The organism is Paenibacillus eucommiae (assembly GCF_017874215.1).
In the GTDB taxonomy this organism is placed as follows: domain Bacteria; phylum Bacillota; class Bacilli; order Paenibacillales; family NBRC-103111; genus Paenibacillus_AI; species Paenibacillus_AI eucommiae.
The window spans coordinates 98,804-115,585 of record NZ_JAGGLB010000026.1; the positions used below are offsets into that span (position 1 = coordinate 98,804).

The following is a 16,782-nucleotide window of genomic DNA, read 5'->3' on the forward strand; positions in this document are numbered from 1 at the left end:
CGTGGGTGCATGAGGGAGGAATGGCTGCTGGCTCAGGGCCGTTGCTAAAGAAAAGGAGGGACTGAAACATGGGAAATGTATGGTTGGATACGCTGGAGCTATACAATGTCCATACCATGTATGGCAGCGAGAATCGGACGCGTGTTGAGTCAAGTGGACCGGGAAGCATACAGGAACTGTCTTTTTCCCGTGGATTTATATCAGGCCCCCATGGCAAAATTGCGATAGAGCTTGAAGTTCCAGCGGCAAGGCTGCAGACTTTTGTGTTTGCGCAGGGGACGAGCGGAGGGTTCGAAGCGGAAATTACAGGAGATGGACGGCCGTTATGGATTAGCGATGGAAAAATAACACCCGAAAGCCAACCGCTTTACATCGATGTGGATTTGTTCGGCGTCTCGCGCATAGAGCTGCGAATGAGCGGGGGCGAGGCTGATTGCGATTGCCAGGCACTTTGGGTCGAGGCCAAGCTCCTTATGGACCAAAGTACTGCCAAGGCATCTGGAATCAGCATGCTTGGCGAACTGCAACCTGCGGTCATACGGCCTGGTTATGATCACTTTTACAAGGATAGAACGCCATCGGGAACCGAAATATCTGTTGGAGGTAACATCTATCAGAAGGGGATCTGTCTGAGCGGCGACGGCGATCTGATCTATACGTTTAATCAGGGCAAATATGCACAATTTGAGACTTATATCGGTATTGATGCTGGCTCTTTGCAGGGAACGGCATGCTTCCGGGTTTATATGGACAACGTATCCGTCTTTGTGAGTCCTCAGCTTGCTATTGGTGACGAGGCGATTTTGGTGTCACTGCCTCTGAATGGTGCGTGCGAGCTGAGGCTCGTTAATGAGTGCAGCCAAACAGGTGTTAGTGCAGTCTGGGCCTCGCCGCTGCTCAAAGACAGCTTGAGCAAAATTGATGCTCAAATTGATGCCCAAGTTAATGCTCAAGATGCACGAGATGTTCAAGAAGGTCAAGAAGCTCAAGGTGCTCAAGATACTCAAGATACCCAAGATATCCAAGCAAAAGTATCTGCAGAAAAAACCTTCTATGAGGTAGGGAATGCTGATTGGCATATTGATTTGACAGCAAGAGGCGAAATCGTCGGAGTTCACTGCGGACAAGGTAAGCTTGCGCAATTCTTTCCAGCCACAGGCTTTACGGCGTTAGCTGGCTGTACAGCGGAAGTGACTGCTGTTGTGGGGGACGCTACAGGCGTATCATTTGAAAAGAAGTTCCATGATGTTGTCACCGGCGCCGTTTGTTATGCGATTGAGAGCTTTACGCCGGATGAGGGAGCGATTCGCTGGGATTTACGAATCCGTGGAGAGGGGAAGCCATGGAGCACAGCGATTGAGAGCGTGCTTGCGTGGCCGGTCACTGAGGCGGGTTCACATTTTTGGACCGCTTGGGGAGATGTGGATCTGCGGACTCAAGGCTGGCGGAATCCTTTGGAGAGCAGACCGTTCCGTGATCTGCTGCTGTATTACGGCAGCCACTACTTCCGCGGGGATGAGCCGCGGCTTGGCTACAGTCCTTTCCAGCCGGACGTATTTGCGATCCCGATTGCAACCGTGATTGAGTCATCACAGGGGATTGGCTGGAGTGCAGTCCTATCCCCCCAAGACCTGACGCTGGATATGTCCCTGCGAACGAGTGCCGGCGGAGAAATGGCTTTTTCCCGTGTCAATCATCGGATTACGTCTTCTCAGGAGCTCCACTTCACGATGCATTTGGTCATGCATGAGCCGGAATGGCGGGGCGGCGCAAGCTGGATAGCTGGAAAATATCCGGCTTACTTCGAGCCAGCCAATCGCGCGGTGCATGAGCTGTCTGGCTGTGGAGCCTATTCGATGCATGAGGGCGAGCTCGATGTGGAGAAGCTGAAGCAGATGGGCTTCAGTGTGAATTGGAAGGCGAGCCTGGACTTTCCGTATATGGGGATGTTTTTACCTCCGGTTGCTGAAGAAACGCCATGGTCCCGGTTTAATGAAGACGGAGCCTATAGCTACGACGGAAATCCCGAAAAGCATCGGGGAGCATACGAACAAGCCAGCATCCGCAAGCTTGCCGATTATTCGAAGCAAATGCGGGAGCTGGGCTTTCATGTGCTCAGCTATTTTAACGTAACCGAGTTTGGGCAGAAAATTACCGGACCGGACAACGTCCAACTGGATGCTGACGACCCTGATTTATGGAAGAGCGCGAATGATTATTTGTTTGGCCGTTTGGCTGATGGTGTGCTTTATTGGCCGCAGGGCTTTCCGGAGCGGGAGGGGTTGATTGAGACGTGGGGATGGGCTGTTGCTATGGACCCTGGAGGGCAAAGCTACCAGAGCTTCTTGCTGGAGCAAGCCCAGCGCCATGTGGATCTTCTCCCAGCAGCGGATGGCATTTGCATCGACCGTCTTGATTGGCTGCGTTTTTACAATGACCGTGAAGACGATGGCGTAAGCTGGCATAACGGCAGGGCGGTGCGATCACTGGTGGTCTCCTGGCATCATCTGATGGAGAAGCTTGGTCCTATCATGCATGAACAGGGTAAGGTGATATACTGCAACAACCATGTCCGGCGAATTGATCTGCTTCATCATATCGACGGGATTTTCGGCGAATTTGAGTATTCCGGCGTAGCGGCTAATTTGGCAGCCTATTGTGGATTTGGCAAGCCTGTAGTTGGCTGGATTTTTGATGAAAGTAATTTGCTGCCTGACCCGGATGCCTTCCTGCAGCGGTTTCTGCATTTAGGCATGCATCCGATGGTTCCTTTTCCGCTGAACAATCATTCGATTAATCCAGGTGTGGCCTGGGCGGATCAGCAGTTTCTTGACTATGGTCCCTTGTTCAATGCGATGAAGGGAAGGATCTGGCTGCTTACGCCAGGCGCGGTTGAAGTCGCTACGAGCTCAGCTAATTGGAATGTGTTTACGGTAAAAGAAAGCTGGCTGATTGCTGTAACCGGAGGCGCCCTGGAACAGGAAGTACGTATTGTGCTGCACAAGCCTGAGTCTCGATGGAAAACGGAAGTACTGACTATATCGGTCATTTATCCTGGAGATCCGACCTGGTATCCTCTTTATACGGGGAGATGTACAGAAGGCTTGGAAGTTCGTACACCTTTGCGGCGGAAATGTGCCCTTGTCCGGGTCTCGCCTGTGCGCGAAACGCAGTCTTGATGAAGAACCGTATCGCATTGGAAAGTATGGTTGAATGGCAGGAGCGAGATTTCTTTTAATATCTTTTAACAGGTCGAACTAATAGGCCGAAAGTGGTAGAAAATGGGAGGTGAGTTGCAAAAAAATAACTCTCTGGAAGGATTGTAGACCTAAAAGCCTCCTGCTAGCATAAAAGCAAGAATGGAATTTACGCTAGGGAGGATGAAATCGAAGCAATGAGAAAAGCAGGTTGGATGCAAAAAGTGCTGACCGTGGCGGCCGCTATGCTGCTGATCGTAACAGTTGCGAAGATGCCGCAGGGCGAAGCCAATGCGAATGCGTATGCGTATGCGTATGCCAATGTCAAGTTCAATGCAAATGCAAATGCTGTTGCTATGGGCCAGATTATTAAAAGCGACATGGAAAAAAGCACCGCCGCTGAACCGGAAAATGTGCTGGATAAAGCTGTCGAGACGGCTAGTGCTTGGGCTCAGGAAGATGTGAAGAGCGCCATTCTTCAGGGTCTGACGACAAACAGCGTGCTGGGAAGCTTTCAACAGCCGATCACGCGCCAGCATTTTGCAGGCATTGTCGTAAAGCTGATGGAGGCGCTGACCGGAGAGAAGGCGGAGCCGATCACCGTCAACCCGTTCATCGACACGGATGATCCCGATGTTCTGAAGGCTTATGCACTCAGCGTGGTTCGTGGGGTTAACGATGACAAGTTTGATCCGCAAGCCAAGGTAAGCCGGCAGGAGATCAGCGTTATGCTGTACCGCGTGTTCCATCTGACGGGGAAATTTCCTCAAGGCGCCAGCCAGACGGTCGTCTTTTCCGATGAAGGCAAAATCGCTTCGTGGGCGGCGGATGCAGTCAGCTATATCGCATCGGCGGGAATCGTCCAAGGAAAAGGCAACGGCATTTTTGATCCGCTTGGCAGCGCCACACGGGAAGAAGCCATCGTGCTGATCAAACGCTGCTACACTGCGGCGGCGGAGTAGGGGATGGCTGTAAGGTTGGCGGTGTGACGGCAAGGAGAAGTAAAAAAAGGGCAGTAATAAAGGGGTGTAACAAAGGGCTTTCTCCTTCTGAGGGGAGAGCCTTTTTTGCTTAACTCTGTAAGCATAAGTGTCTGAAGATTGGCTTGTTTTGCATTTAGTAGCTGAAAGAGGGAAGGGTGGTGGAAGGATGAGCGATAACAGCAGCCCGCCCTCCACCGAAATGAGCGTGTGTCCACTTAACGATGTTTTTCTTCGTTAAAACATGAGTTCCAGGTCAAACCGTCACGTTAACGATGATTTTCATCGTTAAAAGAGGGTGGATGACCTCACTGGGGGGTTAAAAGGGATTTTAACGATGTTTTTCATCGTTAAAGTAAGGATGTGGAGAGGACCCGGTGCCTTTAACGATGAAAAACATCGTTAAAGTAGCAGATCCTCTCCGTTCTTCAGTCCCAGCGGTTTGCCCGCTAGGAATTTCCCCCACCAAGAGAAAAATCCCTGTTGGCTGTCCGTTTGAGCTTGGTGTTCGAGTGATTCGTACGATTCGTGCGAGTGTAGCTGAGAGAGGAATGGCTGTGGGAGGAAGATTGATAGCGCCTGCCTTTAAAGATTTGTTCCCCAAAAAAATTCATTCCATTCAGGGAACGAATCTTAACAGCGGCTGGAGCCACATCCATTCCCTCCGCGCAACATATCCAAGCCACGAACACACTCCTCAAAGGACGCCGCAAGGCATCTATCTCATTGATTTATGCACTTCGGAATGAGGCAGTCAGTGCTGAAAGATTCGGAAGGCTTCGGCTTCCTCATCGATATCGTTCTCTGTTCACCTGGGAGCAAATCGAAATATTCATCGCTGAATTGAATGCGTTCATCCAGCCCGAAATGGACTGCATGGGCAAAAACATCGCTTGTTACAGAGAATGAAAGACAATCTCCTTTATCCTGAATATTGGAAAGGGTCAGCAGCGCACTTGGTATCATTAGGTCTCTGAACGAAGCAGCTCTTAATACCGCTGGTTTGAAGGAAGGAAGATCGCTGACCGATTTTGCATATTGAAAGGCTTGGTGAGGATCGTACTCATTCGCTTTCCACTCAAGTATTGTGCCTCTGTAGGAAGGAGGGATGACCGCATGGAACAGTTGAATCGGTTGTTTATCCTCTTCCACAGCATCGTATCGTGATTGACCGTATGCTATCGTTTCCGTTATTGTTGAGCTTGTTTCATTGATTGCTGTGAGAGTGACGGTCCCGTTCTGATGACGCAATATGAGCTTGACTGGTTCGAAAGCACGTTTAACAAAATAATAGGAGATTTTACGGGTTAAATAATAATCGATAATCGACCAGCCGACCTCTCCCCAGCAGTCATTATACATCCAGAACAGAGCGCCGGAGCAAAATGGCTTGGAGAGCATAGATTCAAGTGAATAGCCGTACATTAGCCCTTGGCATAAGCCGGCATAAAGTAAGTAGTCATCAATGTTTAGATTCTCTGAGGGGACATAGTGCTTATCAATTCCTGCCAAAACCGTGTCTTTCTCAAAGGTGTTATTATGAAGCTGCCATACCTTGCTTGTCCGATCTAGCGGGAGGCCCTGGTGGTAAGCCTCGATCGATGACTTGCGGCAGGGACCGATATAGCCATACTCAGACACGAACTTGGCGGTTATTTTATCATATTCCTCAGGAGTAATTCGTTTCTCCATTTGTTCATTCATTGTGCAATCATGCCAATGGTGCCTGTCCCCTGAGACACTGCCGTTCGGACGAGTACCTCCGTAAGGTGATCCGTTCCAGTAGGGGATTTCTGGACAATTGCGTTCTACGATACGAGGGGCTATATCATTGTAACAAATTGCTCCTCCGAAGAAATCAACCGCATCGGTCTCATTCCAGCCTTCGTCGAATGCCCATTGGACTTCGTTGTTCCCGCACCATAGGGCAAGCGAGCAATGATTGCGCAGACGTAATGTCTGATAATCGATTTCCCGTTCCACCTCTTCGCGAAACCAGGCTAAGTGGTCCGGATATTTGGCACAGGCGAACATAAAGTCCTGCCAGACCAAAATACCGTATTCGTCACACTTCTCATAAAAGATATCCCGTTCATAGATGCCGCCACCCCAGATTCTAAGCATATTGAAATTCGCTTCCTTGGCTTCTTGCAGCAAAGTTTCATAGCTCTCATTCGTCAGTCTGGCGTAGATGGAGTCTGCAGGAATCCAGTTGGCGCCTTTGCAGAAAATTGGCACTCCATTGATTTCAAAGGCAAAACGGCGCTCAACATCCTCACATAAGATTGCACTTTCATTTTCTTTCTCTTTCTCTTTATCATTCTCGCTCGCATTCGCATTCGCATTCGCATTCGCATTCCCATCAGTCAGCTTCTCCATATTCAACCGCAGCGTGCGGATGCCGAATTGGAAGGAAGGGAGGTCGACTCGCTGGGAAGACGATTGCGCAGAAGCCCGCACGGTATAAAGCGGCTGATCGCCCATGCCGTTCGGCCACCACAGCTTGGCATCGGGAACCTCCATCCGAAGCTTGATATAATTAATGCCTGATCGGAGATAGTGTTCGGCTTCCGTACTGACCGCCAATTGGGAGCCATATAATAATTCTACCTTAAGACTCGTTTCCATGGTCCGAAAAGGGTGCAGGTTTTCCAATTCAATTTGCAAGCTTACCTGTGCCGCACCGTTCCCGCCAGTATCAACAGACAAAGTTACTGCGTGAGCGTTGCGGAAGCGCAGTCCCTGACTGAAGTCGAGGCGGACATCACCAACTATTCCGCAGGTAGCTATCCGGGGGCCCCAATCCCATCCGTATACGTATTGGGGTTTTCGCACCATCACCCGGCGTTCATCGCCGCGCACACCAATGACATTGCCCGTTAATGGAACAACGGATTCCCGGGTGAGGGAAATATCCTGCTCGGAATATCGCTCTAAGCCGGAGGTCACTCTTACGAGCAGCCGGTTTTCGCCCTCATGGATGAGGTTTTTCACCTCACGCGTAAACGGGTAGAATGCACTGCGATGATGACCTAGAAATGTATCATTCAACCATACATCCGCTTCCGCGTCCAGCGCTTCAAAGGTAATTTCAATTCGCTCAGAGGCGATCTGTTCGGCATTTATTTTAAAATGCTTGGAGAACCACCAGGAGCGTTTTTCCGTCCATTCGCTCGAAAAACAATTGTCTGCATGGAGAGGTTCAGCAATGATGTTATACTTGATTAATGGCATATGGATATCACAAGGCAGATTAGCATCGAGCCAATCTTTGGACTTGTTTCTTACATGGAAAGCGTCTGCAGCTTCACGTGAAAGCGGTTCCCAAGTTATTTTCCAATCATCGTTTAATAACATTCTCATCGCTGTTCCTCCTATATTCAATTCCTTTGAATTAAATATAAGAGTTATCAGGCAAAATCACAATCCATAATCTTGTTTAAATAAAAGTATCACAGGCGTAAGCTCGTAGATGCGATTAGGAGGCGAATTATGATGCAGTATGATTTCTTATTGCGTGTAGTTTTAGCTGGTTTTTGCGGTATTCTTATCGGGTATGAGCGCAAAAGCCGAATGAAGGAGGCTGGGATAAGAACTCATTTTGTAGTTGCTATTGGCGCATCTCTTATGATGATTATTTCCAAATATGGTTTTCAAGATGTGTTAGGCAGGGAAGGTATTGCTCTAGACCCTTCACGGATCGCGGCCCAAGTGGTTAGTGGAGTCGGTTTTCTGGGAGCGGGTATGATATTCATGCAGCGGCAAACGGTGAAAGGCCTGACAACGGCTGCAGGTATATGGGCAACAGCGGGAATCGGTATGGCTATAGGTTCTGATCTTTATATAGTGGGTGTAGGTGTTACAGTTCTCATCCTGGTTGCCCAAAAGCTATTGCATAATCGAATTGGCTGGCTATCCCCTCCAAAAACCGAGCAGTTATCAATTCGTATAAATAATGAACCTGACTCAGTCACCTGTATTCAAAAATTGCTTAAAGAAGAGGGCATTTCCATTCTAAATTTTCATGTGGAAAAACGGAATGGGACTTCAGAAATCCTTATGGAGATTACGATCAAGCTTCCTGCAGCCTTTGAAGTTGATCAATTATTGCCTCTCATTCAAAAGCTTCCGTTTGTTAATATGCTTGAGGTTCAGTAGGCCACATTGGGTAACAACCTTCGCTAGATAGTGAACTGAGCTATACAGATCAAGAAAAATGTTGACCTTAACCTTAAGTCATAGTTTATCCTCCAATTATCAAACGATAGCAGGAGGTTTTTTTTATGAAAACATTAATCAAGAATGTCGTCATCCTTAGCCTAACCGGTGAGACCAGTCCCATTAACGGACATAGATTTGGAGAGAAATTTGGAGATATCCTCATTGAGGGGGATACGATCCAGAAGCTGGGGCATGCCATTACCGACGATGTAGACAAGGTTATTGAAGGTCGAGGCATGCTTGCAATGCCTGGACTTATTAATGCCCATCAGCATACCCCGATGAGTTTATTGAAGGGTTTCTCGGATGATCTGAAATTAATGGATTGGCTGGATCAAAAAATGCTGCCCGCTGAGGCAAGAATGACGCCTGAAGATATATTTTGGGGAGCTAAGCTCTCGATGGCAGAAATGATTAAGTCAGGAACTACGGCTTTTGCCGATATGTATATCCATATGAATGAAATTGCTTCAGCTGTCGTTGAGGTTGGGATGCGGGCTTCATTGGCGAGAGGGATGGTGTTTCTTCAGGATGATGGGGGCAAACGGCTCACAGAAGCACTTGAATTGGTTGAACGTTGGAATGGAAAAGCGGGTGGCACGATTTCAACCATGTTGGGTCCGCATGCACCCTACACTTGTCCACCGGAGCCTTTGAAGGAAATAATAAAAATAGCAGAAGAAATGAACCTGCCTATCCACATTCATTTGGCCGAAACAAAGGAAGAAGTTATCAAGATTCGGGACAAATACAATCAGACCCCGACAGAGTATTTGTATCAAGCCGGTCTTTTTGAAAAGTCTCATGTTCTCTTGGCCCATAGTGTGCATGTGAACCGCCGCGATATCGGTTTGTTGAAGGGAATGAGAGGAGGTGTATCCCATAATCCTGTAAGTAATTTGAAGCTCGGGTGTGGGATTGCACCTGTTTCTGAAATGATGAACCAGGGTATCGGCGTGGGTATCGGAACGGACGGATCAGGAAGCGCCACAACGATCGATATGTTCGAGGAGATAAAAGCCGCTGCTTGGCTGCAGAAATTAGATTATGGCGATCCAACCGTACTTCCCGCCAGCCAAGTTCTGCGTATGGCAACAATCGGAAGCGCTAAGCTATTGAAAATAGATCATCAAGTAGGGACTCTAGAAGTTGGGAAAAAAGCGGACATCATTCTCATTGATATGAACAAACCGCATTTACAGCCTGTTCATCATATCGAGTCGCTGCTTGCTTATAGCGTGAATGGAGCAGACGTGGATACAACGATCGTCAATGGCAAAGTGCTCATGCAAAACCGGAAGTTAGTTACAATCGACGAAGAAGAGCTGTTGAAACAAGTATCTACTCGTGCGAAACGGATTGTGGAGGGGATATAGTAGAGGCTGAGAAGGATCTGGAAGGATTTATTTTATCACCTCTAGCTAATTGGCTTGCCAAACGCAATGAACATATTGCAGCTGAGATGACCGCTAAAATGATTGGCTGGTTTGGAATATAAATCGTTTTTCTGCTGCCGCGGCGGATGGATGCTGGGCAAAGGAGCGGGAATTTCGACGGAAATATAGACGAAAATATAGATGAAAATGTTGATGTTGACTGGATGAATAGTCAGTTATATAATCGTTCCAACTATTATCCAAGGATGTGATGGGTGTGGAACAGGCTTATGGTGATTTTATAATTAGTGATGATAAGTCACTACTGAAGATCGAGACGATTTGTGATTTTCTTTCCAGGAGCTATTGGGCTAACCAGAGGCCAGTGGAAACAACCATAAAATCAATTCATAATTCGATTTGTTATGGTATTTATCTTGGAGATAAGCAGGTTGGTTACGCTCGAATAGTAACGGATTGGGCCACGATTTATTACCTGTGTGATGTTTTCATTGATGAAGATTATAGGGGCAAGGGGCTAGGGAAGAAGCTAGTTGAAATTATAACAGAACAATATGAAGGAATGATGGGCCTGCTGGGTACCTTGGATGCTCATGAACTGTATGAACAGTATGGTTTTATTAGGAATACGGAACGTTTTATGAATAGAAGACCGCGGTGATTGGAAAAATGGACAATGAGTGCATATATCAGAAAAGGCTGCCGTTTGGCAGCCCTTTTTCTAACAAATTAGCAAGTTAAGTGCTTCCCCGAATGGAGTGGGTGCTTTAGCGATGTTTTTCATCGTTAAAAGAGTGTTTCCAGGTCATTCAGCTACGTTAATGATGTTTTTCATCGCTAAATGAGCACGGATGGCCACAGTGGGTGGTAAAAAGGGATTTTAACGATGTTTTTCATTGTTAAAGTAGTATGTGGGGATGATCTCGTTCATTTAACGATGAAAAACATCGTTAAAGTAGGATAGCCTCAATTATCTTCAAGTATCTTCTCATATCCCAGCAGATTCTCACGTATGTACACGCATCTACACGTATCTTCACAAATCTTCGCGCATCCTATCATATCCAGGCAGATTCCTCTCGCTCTCTATCCCCAGTGTCTGAGCTCGCTAAGAAATCTCCTCCGGTCAAGAGAAAAATCCTTGTTGGCTGTCCGTTTGTGCTTGGTGTTCGTACGATTATAGCTGAGAAGAGGGAATGGCTGTGGGTGGAAGAGTGATAGCGTCCGCCTTTAAGGAAACAAATCTTTAACAGCGGCTGGAGCCCACAGCCATTCTCTCCCTCCATGCACCAACGTCACGAACAAGCTCCTCAAAGGACGCCCAAGAAGTTGAAAGAATTCTATTGCTCACAAACATTTGTTCTGCTAAAATTTATATAGCTGGGATTAAAAGATCAGACTGATTAGTGTTTATTCCTCAAATACTGAACCCACTGCTCATACAGCTCTAACTCAGTATGCTGAAAGATTTCGTTGAAATCAGTGGGCTTCCTGATAAGCTTGTTTAATGCATCATAACCGTATTTATCAATGATGAATTCCACAATCAAATAAGAAAACTGAAATCCTTTCATTGTTCCAAAATCCCACGTATCGTTATTTAATTCCTGAAAAGTTGGGATCACAAGATTGTGGATGGTATCTGAAGTCGTATTTTTTATATATGCCTCGCTCATTTGTTTGCATTCATATCCGCCTATGCCCTGACGCATCCATTTGGGAGCATGGGGATTGATGTCGCTGATTAACCACATCGTAAACAGATGGACAGTGGATTTAAGAATGGATTCATACGTATGCTCAGGTCCCGGATTCAGAGGAGAAACAATTTTTAATTTGTTTTCCTTATAAGTACCCATAAACCAATTAGGTGCGTCTGCTTCTCCCACAGCCTGATGGAAAGTCGGAAGATCTGGATATATTTCAACAATAATTTTTGTCGAGGGCTGGTGATTATATTTGGATGAAATGCGCTCAACATTATTTTTTAGTTCATTAAATAAGTCCTGATGCACCTTCGTAAGACTATCGTTCTTGTCGTTGGCATCACTTTTATTTACAATGGATATCCTATCTTGTATAGACATAATAGTAATGTCACCCCATTCTTTTAATTCACTTCTTAATTTTTCCAAGGAGCGGTACAATCTGTTCTTTACCGCACTCTCGCGCATATCCACAATTTTGGAGATTTCCAGTAAGGTACAATCTACAAAAAAGCGCAATGCAATAATTTGTTGGTCCAGCTCATTTAGTTTTTGTAGTGCAGAGCTAATATCAATACGAATTTCAACATACTTGGCAAAATCCAAAGAAATGGACTGTGATTCATAATCTGTAAAGTCATAGGGGATTTCTTTTTTTCGTGCTAAGCTTCGCCATTCATTTTTAACGGTATTCTGGGCAATTTTGAAAATCCAAGTGAATAAACTGGAATTTTCTTTGAAGGTATGAATGTGTTCCATGGCTTTTAAGAAAACTTGCTGTGTTAAGTCCTCCGCAATCATCGGGTTTACTTTTAACGAGATATATTTGCAGATTCTTTCGCGGTATTGATCATAACTGACTTCAAATTTTGCAATGCTTCCCTGCTCATCCGGATAAACAGGGCTTTTATCTTGAGCTCCAGACATTGTAAGAACCTCCTCTAGACCCTACACATCATTAGACACCGCAGAGCGATAAAAAGCCACATCAAGTAAAAAATTCTTTTTTGGCAAGGAGATATACACGTGGAAATACGTAAGCTGCATGCAAATGAACAATTTCCAATGGAGTTACTGTTATTGGCGGACCCTTCGCAGAAGCTAGTTGAAGAATATACCCAAAGAGGGCAATGCTTTGTAGCTGAAGCAGATAGCCGTGTAATTGGTGTCTATGTGCTGCTGCAAACAAGACCTGAGACGGTTGAATTAGTCAATATAGCAGTTGATGAACAGCAACAGGGCAAAGGAATAGGCAAACAACTGGTCAACCATGCTATTGAACAGGCAAAGCTGCGCGGTTTTAAGACGATTGAAATCGGTACTGGAAATTCAAGTATAGGGCAGCTTGCGCTCTATCAGAAATGTGGGTTCAGAATCATTGGAGTGGACAGGGACTTCTTTATTAGACACTATAATGAAGAAATTTTTGAAAATGGGATACAGGTCGTGGATATGATACGTTTATCGCAAGATTTATGAGCAAATGAGCAGCAAATTCCATATTCACTGAGCATTTTTTAAATATACTTATTTAATATCTATCGGGATTGCTAATCTTTATGTAGAATGATTAATTGTGAGCTCAAATTGGAAATATAGTGCTTTGAAAAAAAAACTTCATTTTCCAATGAAAATGCCCTGAATTCGTTCTAGAGTTACATAGACAAAGTTTATGAAATCGTATACAATGAGCCTACAAATTCATATAAGTGAATACTTTTTTTGAAAAGGGTGAGTAGATTTGGAACAACAATCACATAAGGTGAAATCTGCAGACCGGGTGCTTGATATATTCGAGCTATTTACCGGGGGGACAGAATCCTACAATTTAACGGAGATTTCCAAAAATTTAAATATGCCGCCGAGCAGTACGTATCTTCTGCTTCAAAATATGCTAAAGCGCGGATACCTTGAGGTCGATAAATCAGGTAAGCAGTTCAGGATCGGGTACAAGCTTTTTATGATTCAGAATAGATACAGCCAGGGCACCAGCTTGAGCGAAGAGTTCTATCAAGTAGCGGAGAAAATCGCCTTTGACCTTAATGAGACTGTAAGCTTAGCGATCCGAAGCGGAAGCCAGCTTCATTATATTGGAGAGAAAATAAGCACGCAAGGGCTTCGTTATACTCCGAATCAAGGAGAAACACCACCGCTTCATGCGACTGCATCCGGCAAAATATTTCTGGCCCATATGACTAAGGAAGAACTGCTGGAGCTCTATCCAACTGAACAATTGGAGAAGATTACAGATAAGACGATTGGTACTCTAACCGAGCTGCTAGAGGAGCTTGAGAAAGTCAAGAGCCGCGGCATTGGTTACAATATGGGGGAAACCGTAACGGGAGTTCACTGTGTAGCTGCAGCGGTATTTGATGCGGAGCAAAAGGTCGTAGCCTCCATTAGTATTTCAATTCCGGTGGTTAGGATTACAGATGAGTTATGGTCTAGAATACATGATTGGATCGAGCGTGCGAGCTCAGAGCTTAGCCGAAAAGTGTACGGGTAATGGAGTTGTAATGGAGTTGTAAATAAAGGTTGACTTTCCCTGAATAAATATTTACTATGAAAGTGCTATATCGTGAAATTAATTCACATACGTAAAGGGAGAGAACAACTGTGGGTTCTTTACAGCTACAAGACAAAGTGATTCTGATTACTGGTGCATTAGGTGCTGCCGGACGTGCGGCTATCGAGTTGTTTTTAGACAAAGGTGCTTTAGTTGCTGCAAGTGATATCAAAACTGTGGAACATTTCCCTGATTTGGAAGATTTGCAGAAGCAATATGGCAGCAACCGCCTGATTTATGTAGAAGCGGATTTTATGAAAGAAGATCAGGTTAAGGCAGTGATGGCGCAAATTAACAAGTATTTTGGCAGACTGAATGGGTCTTATCATAATGTATATATCAATGCTTGGGGGGATATTGCGAATTTATCCCTGGAGGAATGGGAGGCTTCCATTACAGGAACTTTAACCAGCACATTTCTCGTATGCAAATATGCCGCGGAGCTGATGATCGCTTCTGGCGGTGGCTCCATTGTTAACGTATCCTCGATTTTGGGAGGAAAAATAGCCATGTCGCATAATGCCGGTTATGGTGCGGCCAAGGCGGGAGTAGAGCATTTGACACGAATTATTGCCGTTGAATATGCGGAGCATGGGATCCGTGCTAATGCCGTTGTTCCCGGTGATTTCAAGAACGAGCAGGTATATGCAACCATGTCGCAGGAGCACTTCGATACTATGAAGAAGACCACATTGATTGGAAGAAGCGGAACACCGAATGAGATCAACGAGGTGGCAGCCTTTCTGCTTTCAGATGCTGCTTCCTATGTGACGGGTTCGATGTATCCAGTAAATGGAGGATTGGGAATATGAAGGATATACTACTACATTATAATACGCGGGAAGAAATTTCAGAGAAAGCCGCTGCCGGGTACGCAGTTGTCATTCCACTTGCAGCAACAGAGCAGCACGGACCCCACTTGCCTGTGTTTACTGACAGCTTGATTTGCGAGCATATTGTAACTGAAGCGGTTCGTAAAGCTGCCGGTACAGTTCCCTTGTTGATGGCTCCGGTACTTACAATTGGTTGTTCCCAGCATCACCTTTCCTACGGAGGCACACTTTCCTTCACTTCTGCTACGTATTTGCAGATGCTTAGGGATATTGGAGAAAGCTTAGTTAAAGACGGCTTTAAGAAAATTATTTTTGTTAACGGTCATGGAGGCAATGATCCGATTATGGTCCAGACGGCAAACGATCTGGCTGTTAATCATCCAATATGGGTAGCATCTACCGCTTATTGGAGTGTATCACGCGCGGCATTAAGCGATGTTAACGCGGCTGAAGTTGGTATGGTTCCAGGACACGCTGGCGGTTTTGAGACGGCTGCCATTATGGCGCTGAAACCAGAGCTGGTACGTACTGACCTTATTAATACAACGCATGTGATGAGAGAATGGCTCAATTCTGGTCTGCCTGGAACGTTTATCGGGAAGCATCAGGAGCTGACTGGCTACGACGGCTACACCGATGCTCCAAACAAAGCGACCGCCGAACTGGGCAAAGTTTATCTGGCTGCTATTGCTAACAGTGTAGCTGATTGGTTAGTAAGTGTCGTACAAGCTATGGAAAAGGGACGTGAAGTGTAATGACCGCCAAGCACTCCATTCCTAAGGGTAATGCCAAGAGAGTCGCTGTTATTGTCACAGAGTATAGATTCAATTCCCATGCCGATGTTATTCTAGGCAGATTACTGGGTGATCTTGATTATGTACCAAGGGTTGAAGTGGTTTCGCTTTACACAGATCAGGTTCCGGATAACGACATGAGCGTAGAAGAAGCTGCGCGGTGCGACGTCCCGATCTATGCGAGAATTGAAGAAGCCATCAAAGTCCCTTATTCCAAAGGCGGGCTTGATGGTGTGATTATCATCGGTGAGCACGGGGAATATCCTCTGGATGAACGGGGCTGCAAAAGCTATCCGCGCCGGCGTTTACTGGATGAAGTGTTACAAGCCTTGGATGATTTGCAATTGAATATTCCTATCTTTTCGGATAAGCACTTATCTTACAATATTGAAGACACGTTTTGGATGTATAATGAGGTGCAGAAGCGGAATATTCCATTTTTTGCCGGGTCTTCGATTCCGCATTGCCCGTATGTACCGGCTTTCGACCTGCAGCTTTTGGAGGATGCCGAACAATTATTGGTGATCAGCTATTCGACCGAGTATGAAGCCTATGGGTATCACGGTCTGGAGACACTGCAATCCATTGCGGAGAAGCGGGCTGGCGGAGAAACGGGCGTTCGGTCTGTGCAGGCTTTTAAAGGAGAACGATTAGGGGAAACCGTGGAAGATTACCCGGCAGAGCTGATCGAGAAGGCATGCGCTGTATATGATCCTTCCGGCTCCCTGTATGCCAAGCATAAAGATGATCTTATGGTGCTTTTTGTCGTAGAATATGTGGATGGAACCAAAGGTTATGTCATTCAGCATCCGAACTGGGTGGAGCAATGGGGCTTTGCATTCCGCCGCAGCACAGGCGACATAGTCGCAGCTATTTGTGAGAGCGAGCTGCAGCGTCCGTTCGGGCACTTTGCAACTTTAACACGAATGATCGAAGATTTCATCATTACAGGAGTAGAGCCGTTTCCGGCCAAGCGCGTATTATTTTCTAGCGCATTAATTAACTACGGCATGGATTCCTTGCATCAACAAGGTAAGCGGATAGAAACACCAGAGCTAGCCAATGAAAGCTACTCTGGATCATAAAGA

Annotated in this window: 13 protein-coding genes; 11 read left to right on the forward strand and 2 right to left on the reverse strand. The window is 46.0% G+C overall.

Annotated features, from left to right (window positions below; genetic code table 11):
* Positions 1-68 precede the first annotated feature (68 nt).
* The 3 genes from J2Z66_RS29715 to J2Z66_RS29725 all read left to right on the forward strand — a co-directional run bounded on the left by J2Z66_RS29715 (position 69) and on the right by J2Z66_RS29725 (position 4,926).
* Complete coding sequence (locus J2Z66_RS29715; protein ID WP_209976389.1) at positions 69-3,179, forward strand: NPCBM/NEW2 domain-containing protein; 3,111 nt, start codon at positions 69-71, stop codon at positions 3,177-3,179.
* Positions 3,180-3,394: 215 nt separating this feature from the next.
* A complete protein-coding gene (locus J2Z66_RS29720) occupies positions 3,395-4,159 on the forward strand; it encodes an S-layer homology domain-containing protein (RefSeq protein ID WP_209976390.1) in 765 nt (254 codons plus the stop codon).
* Positions 4,160-4,566: 407 nt separating this feature from the next.
* Positions 4,567-4,926 carry a hypothetical protein gene (locus tag J2Z66_RS29725; protein WP_209976391.1) on the forward strand — a complete coding sequence of 120 codons (360 nt, stop codon included), beginning with the start codon at positions 4,567-4,569 and terminating at the stop codon, positions 4,924-4,926.
* On the opposite strand, the gene J2Z66_RS29730 is transcribed toward J2Z66_RS29725, so the two are convergent.
* Positions 4,901-7,540 carry a glycoside hydrolase family 2 protein gene (locus tag J2Z66_RS29730; RefSeq protein ID WP_209976392.1) on the reverse strand — a complete coding sequence of 880 codons (2,640 nt, stop codon included), beginning with the start codon at positions 7,538-7,540 and terminating at the stop codon, positions 4,901-4,903. The two genes, J2Z66_RS29725 and J2Z66_RS29730, sit on opposite strands and share 26 nt — an antisense overlap.
* A 129-nt stretch (positions 7,541-7,669) precedes the next feature.
* On the opposite strand from J2Z66_RS29730, the gene J2Z66_RS29735 reads away from it, so the two are divergent.
* The 3 genes from J2Z66_RS29735 to J2Z66_RS29745 all read left to right on the forward strand — a co-directional run bounded on the left by J2Z66_RS29735 (position 7,670) and on the right by J2Z66_RS29745 (position 10,456).
* Positions 7,670-8,335, forward strand: a complete 666-nt coding sequence (locus J2Z66_RS29735; RefSeq protein WP_209976393.1) for an MgtC/SapB family protein — start codon at positions 7,670-7,672, stop codon at positions 8,333-8,335.
* A gap of 125 nt (positions 8,336-8,460) precedes the next feature.
* Positions 8,461-9,774 carry an amidohydrolase gene (locus J2Z66_RS29740; RefSeq protein ID WP_209976394.1) on the forward strand — a complete coding sequence of 438 codons (1,314 nt, stop codon included), beginning with the start codon at positions 8,461-8,463 and terminating at the stop codon, positions 9,772-9,774.
* A 277-nt stretch (positions 9,775-10,051) separates the two neighbouring features.
* On the forward strand, positions 10,052-10,456 hold the full coding sequence (locus J2Z66_RS29745) for a GNAT family N-acetyltransferase (RefSeq protein ID WP_376774504.1): 405 nt from the start codon (positions 10,052-10,054) through the stop codon (positions 10,454-10,456).
* 742 nt (positions 10,457-11,198) lie between these two features.
* On the opposite strand, the gene J2Z66_RS29750 is transcribed toward J2Z66_RS29745, so the two are convergent.
* Positions 11,199-12,428: an RNA polymerase sigma factor gene (locus J2Z66_RS29750; RefSeq protein ID WP_209976396.1), complete on the reverse strand. Its 1,230-nt coding sequence runs from the start codon at positions 12,426-12,428 to the stop codon at positions 11,199-11,201.
* 99 nt (positions 12,429-12,527) lie between these two features.
* Here J2Z66_RS29750 and J2Z66_RS29755 point away from each other — a divergent pair, with 99 nt between their 5' ends.
* The 5 genes from J2Z66_RS29755 (at position 12,528) to J2Z66_RS29775 (ending at position 16,779) form a co-directional block, all read left to right on the forward strand.
* Entirely contained in the window at positions 12,528-12,980 is a 453-nt protein-coding gene (locus J2Z66_RS29755; RefSeq protein WP_209976397.1) for a GNAT family N-acetyltransferase, read from the forward strand.
* Positions 12,981-13,242: 262 nt separating this feature from the next.
* Positions 13,243-14,007 (forward strand): IclR family transcriptional regulator, encoded by a 765-nt coding sequence (locus J2Z66_RS29760; protein ID WP_209976398.1) that lies wholly within the window; start codon positions 13,243-13,245, stop codon positions 14,005-14,007.
* A 110-nt stretch (positions 14,008-14,117) separates the two neighbouring features.
* Positions 14,118-14,879 carry an SDR family NAD(P)-dependent oxidoreductase gene (locus J2Z66_RS29765; RefSeq protein WP_209976399.1) on the forward strand — a complete coding sequence of 254 codons (762 nt, stop codon included), beginning with the start codon at positions 14,118-14,120 and terminating at the stop codon, positions 14,877-14,879.
* A complete protein-coding gene (locus J2Z66_RS29770) occupies positions 14,876-15,655 on the forward strand; it encodes a creatininase family protein (RefSeq protein ID WP_209976400.1) in 780 nt (259 codons plus the stop codon). Before J2Z66_RS29765 ends, J2Z66_RS29770 begins: the two co-directional genes overlap by 4 nt.
* Entirely contained in the window at positions 15,655-16,779 is a 1,125-nt protein-coding gene (locus tag J2Z66_RS29775) for a hypothetical protein (protein WP_209976401.1), read from the forward strand. The genes J2Z66_RS29770 and J2Z66_RS29775 overlap by 1 nt, the downstream gene beginning before the upstream one ends.
* The last annotated feature ends 3 nt before the right edge of the window (positions 16,780-16,782 follow it).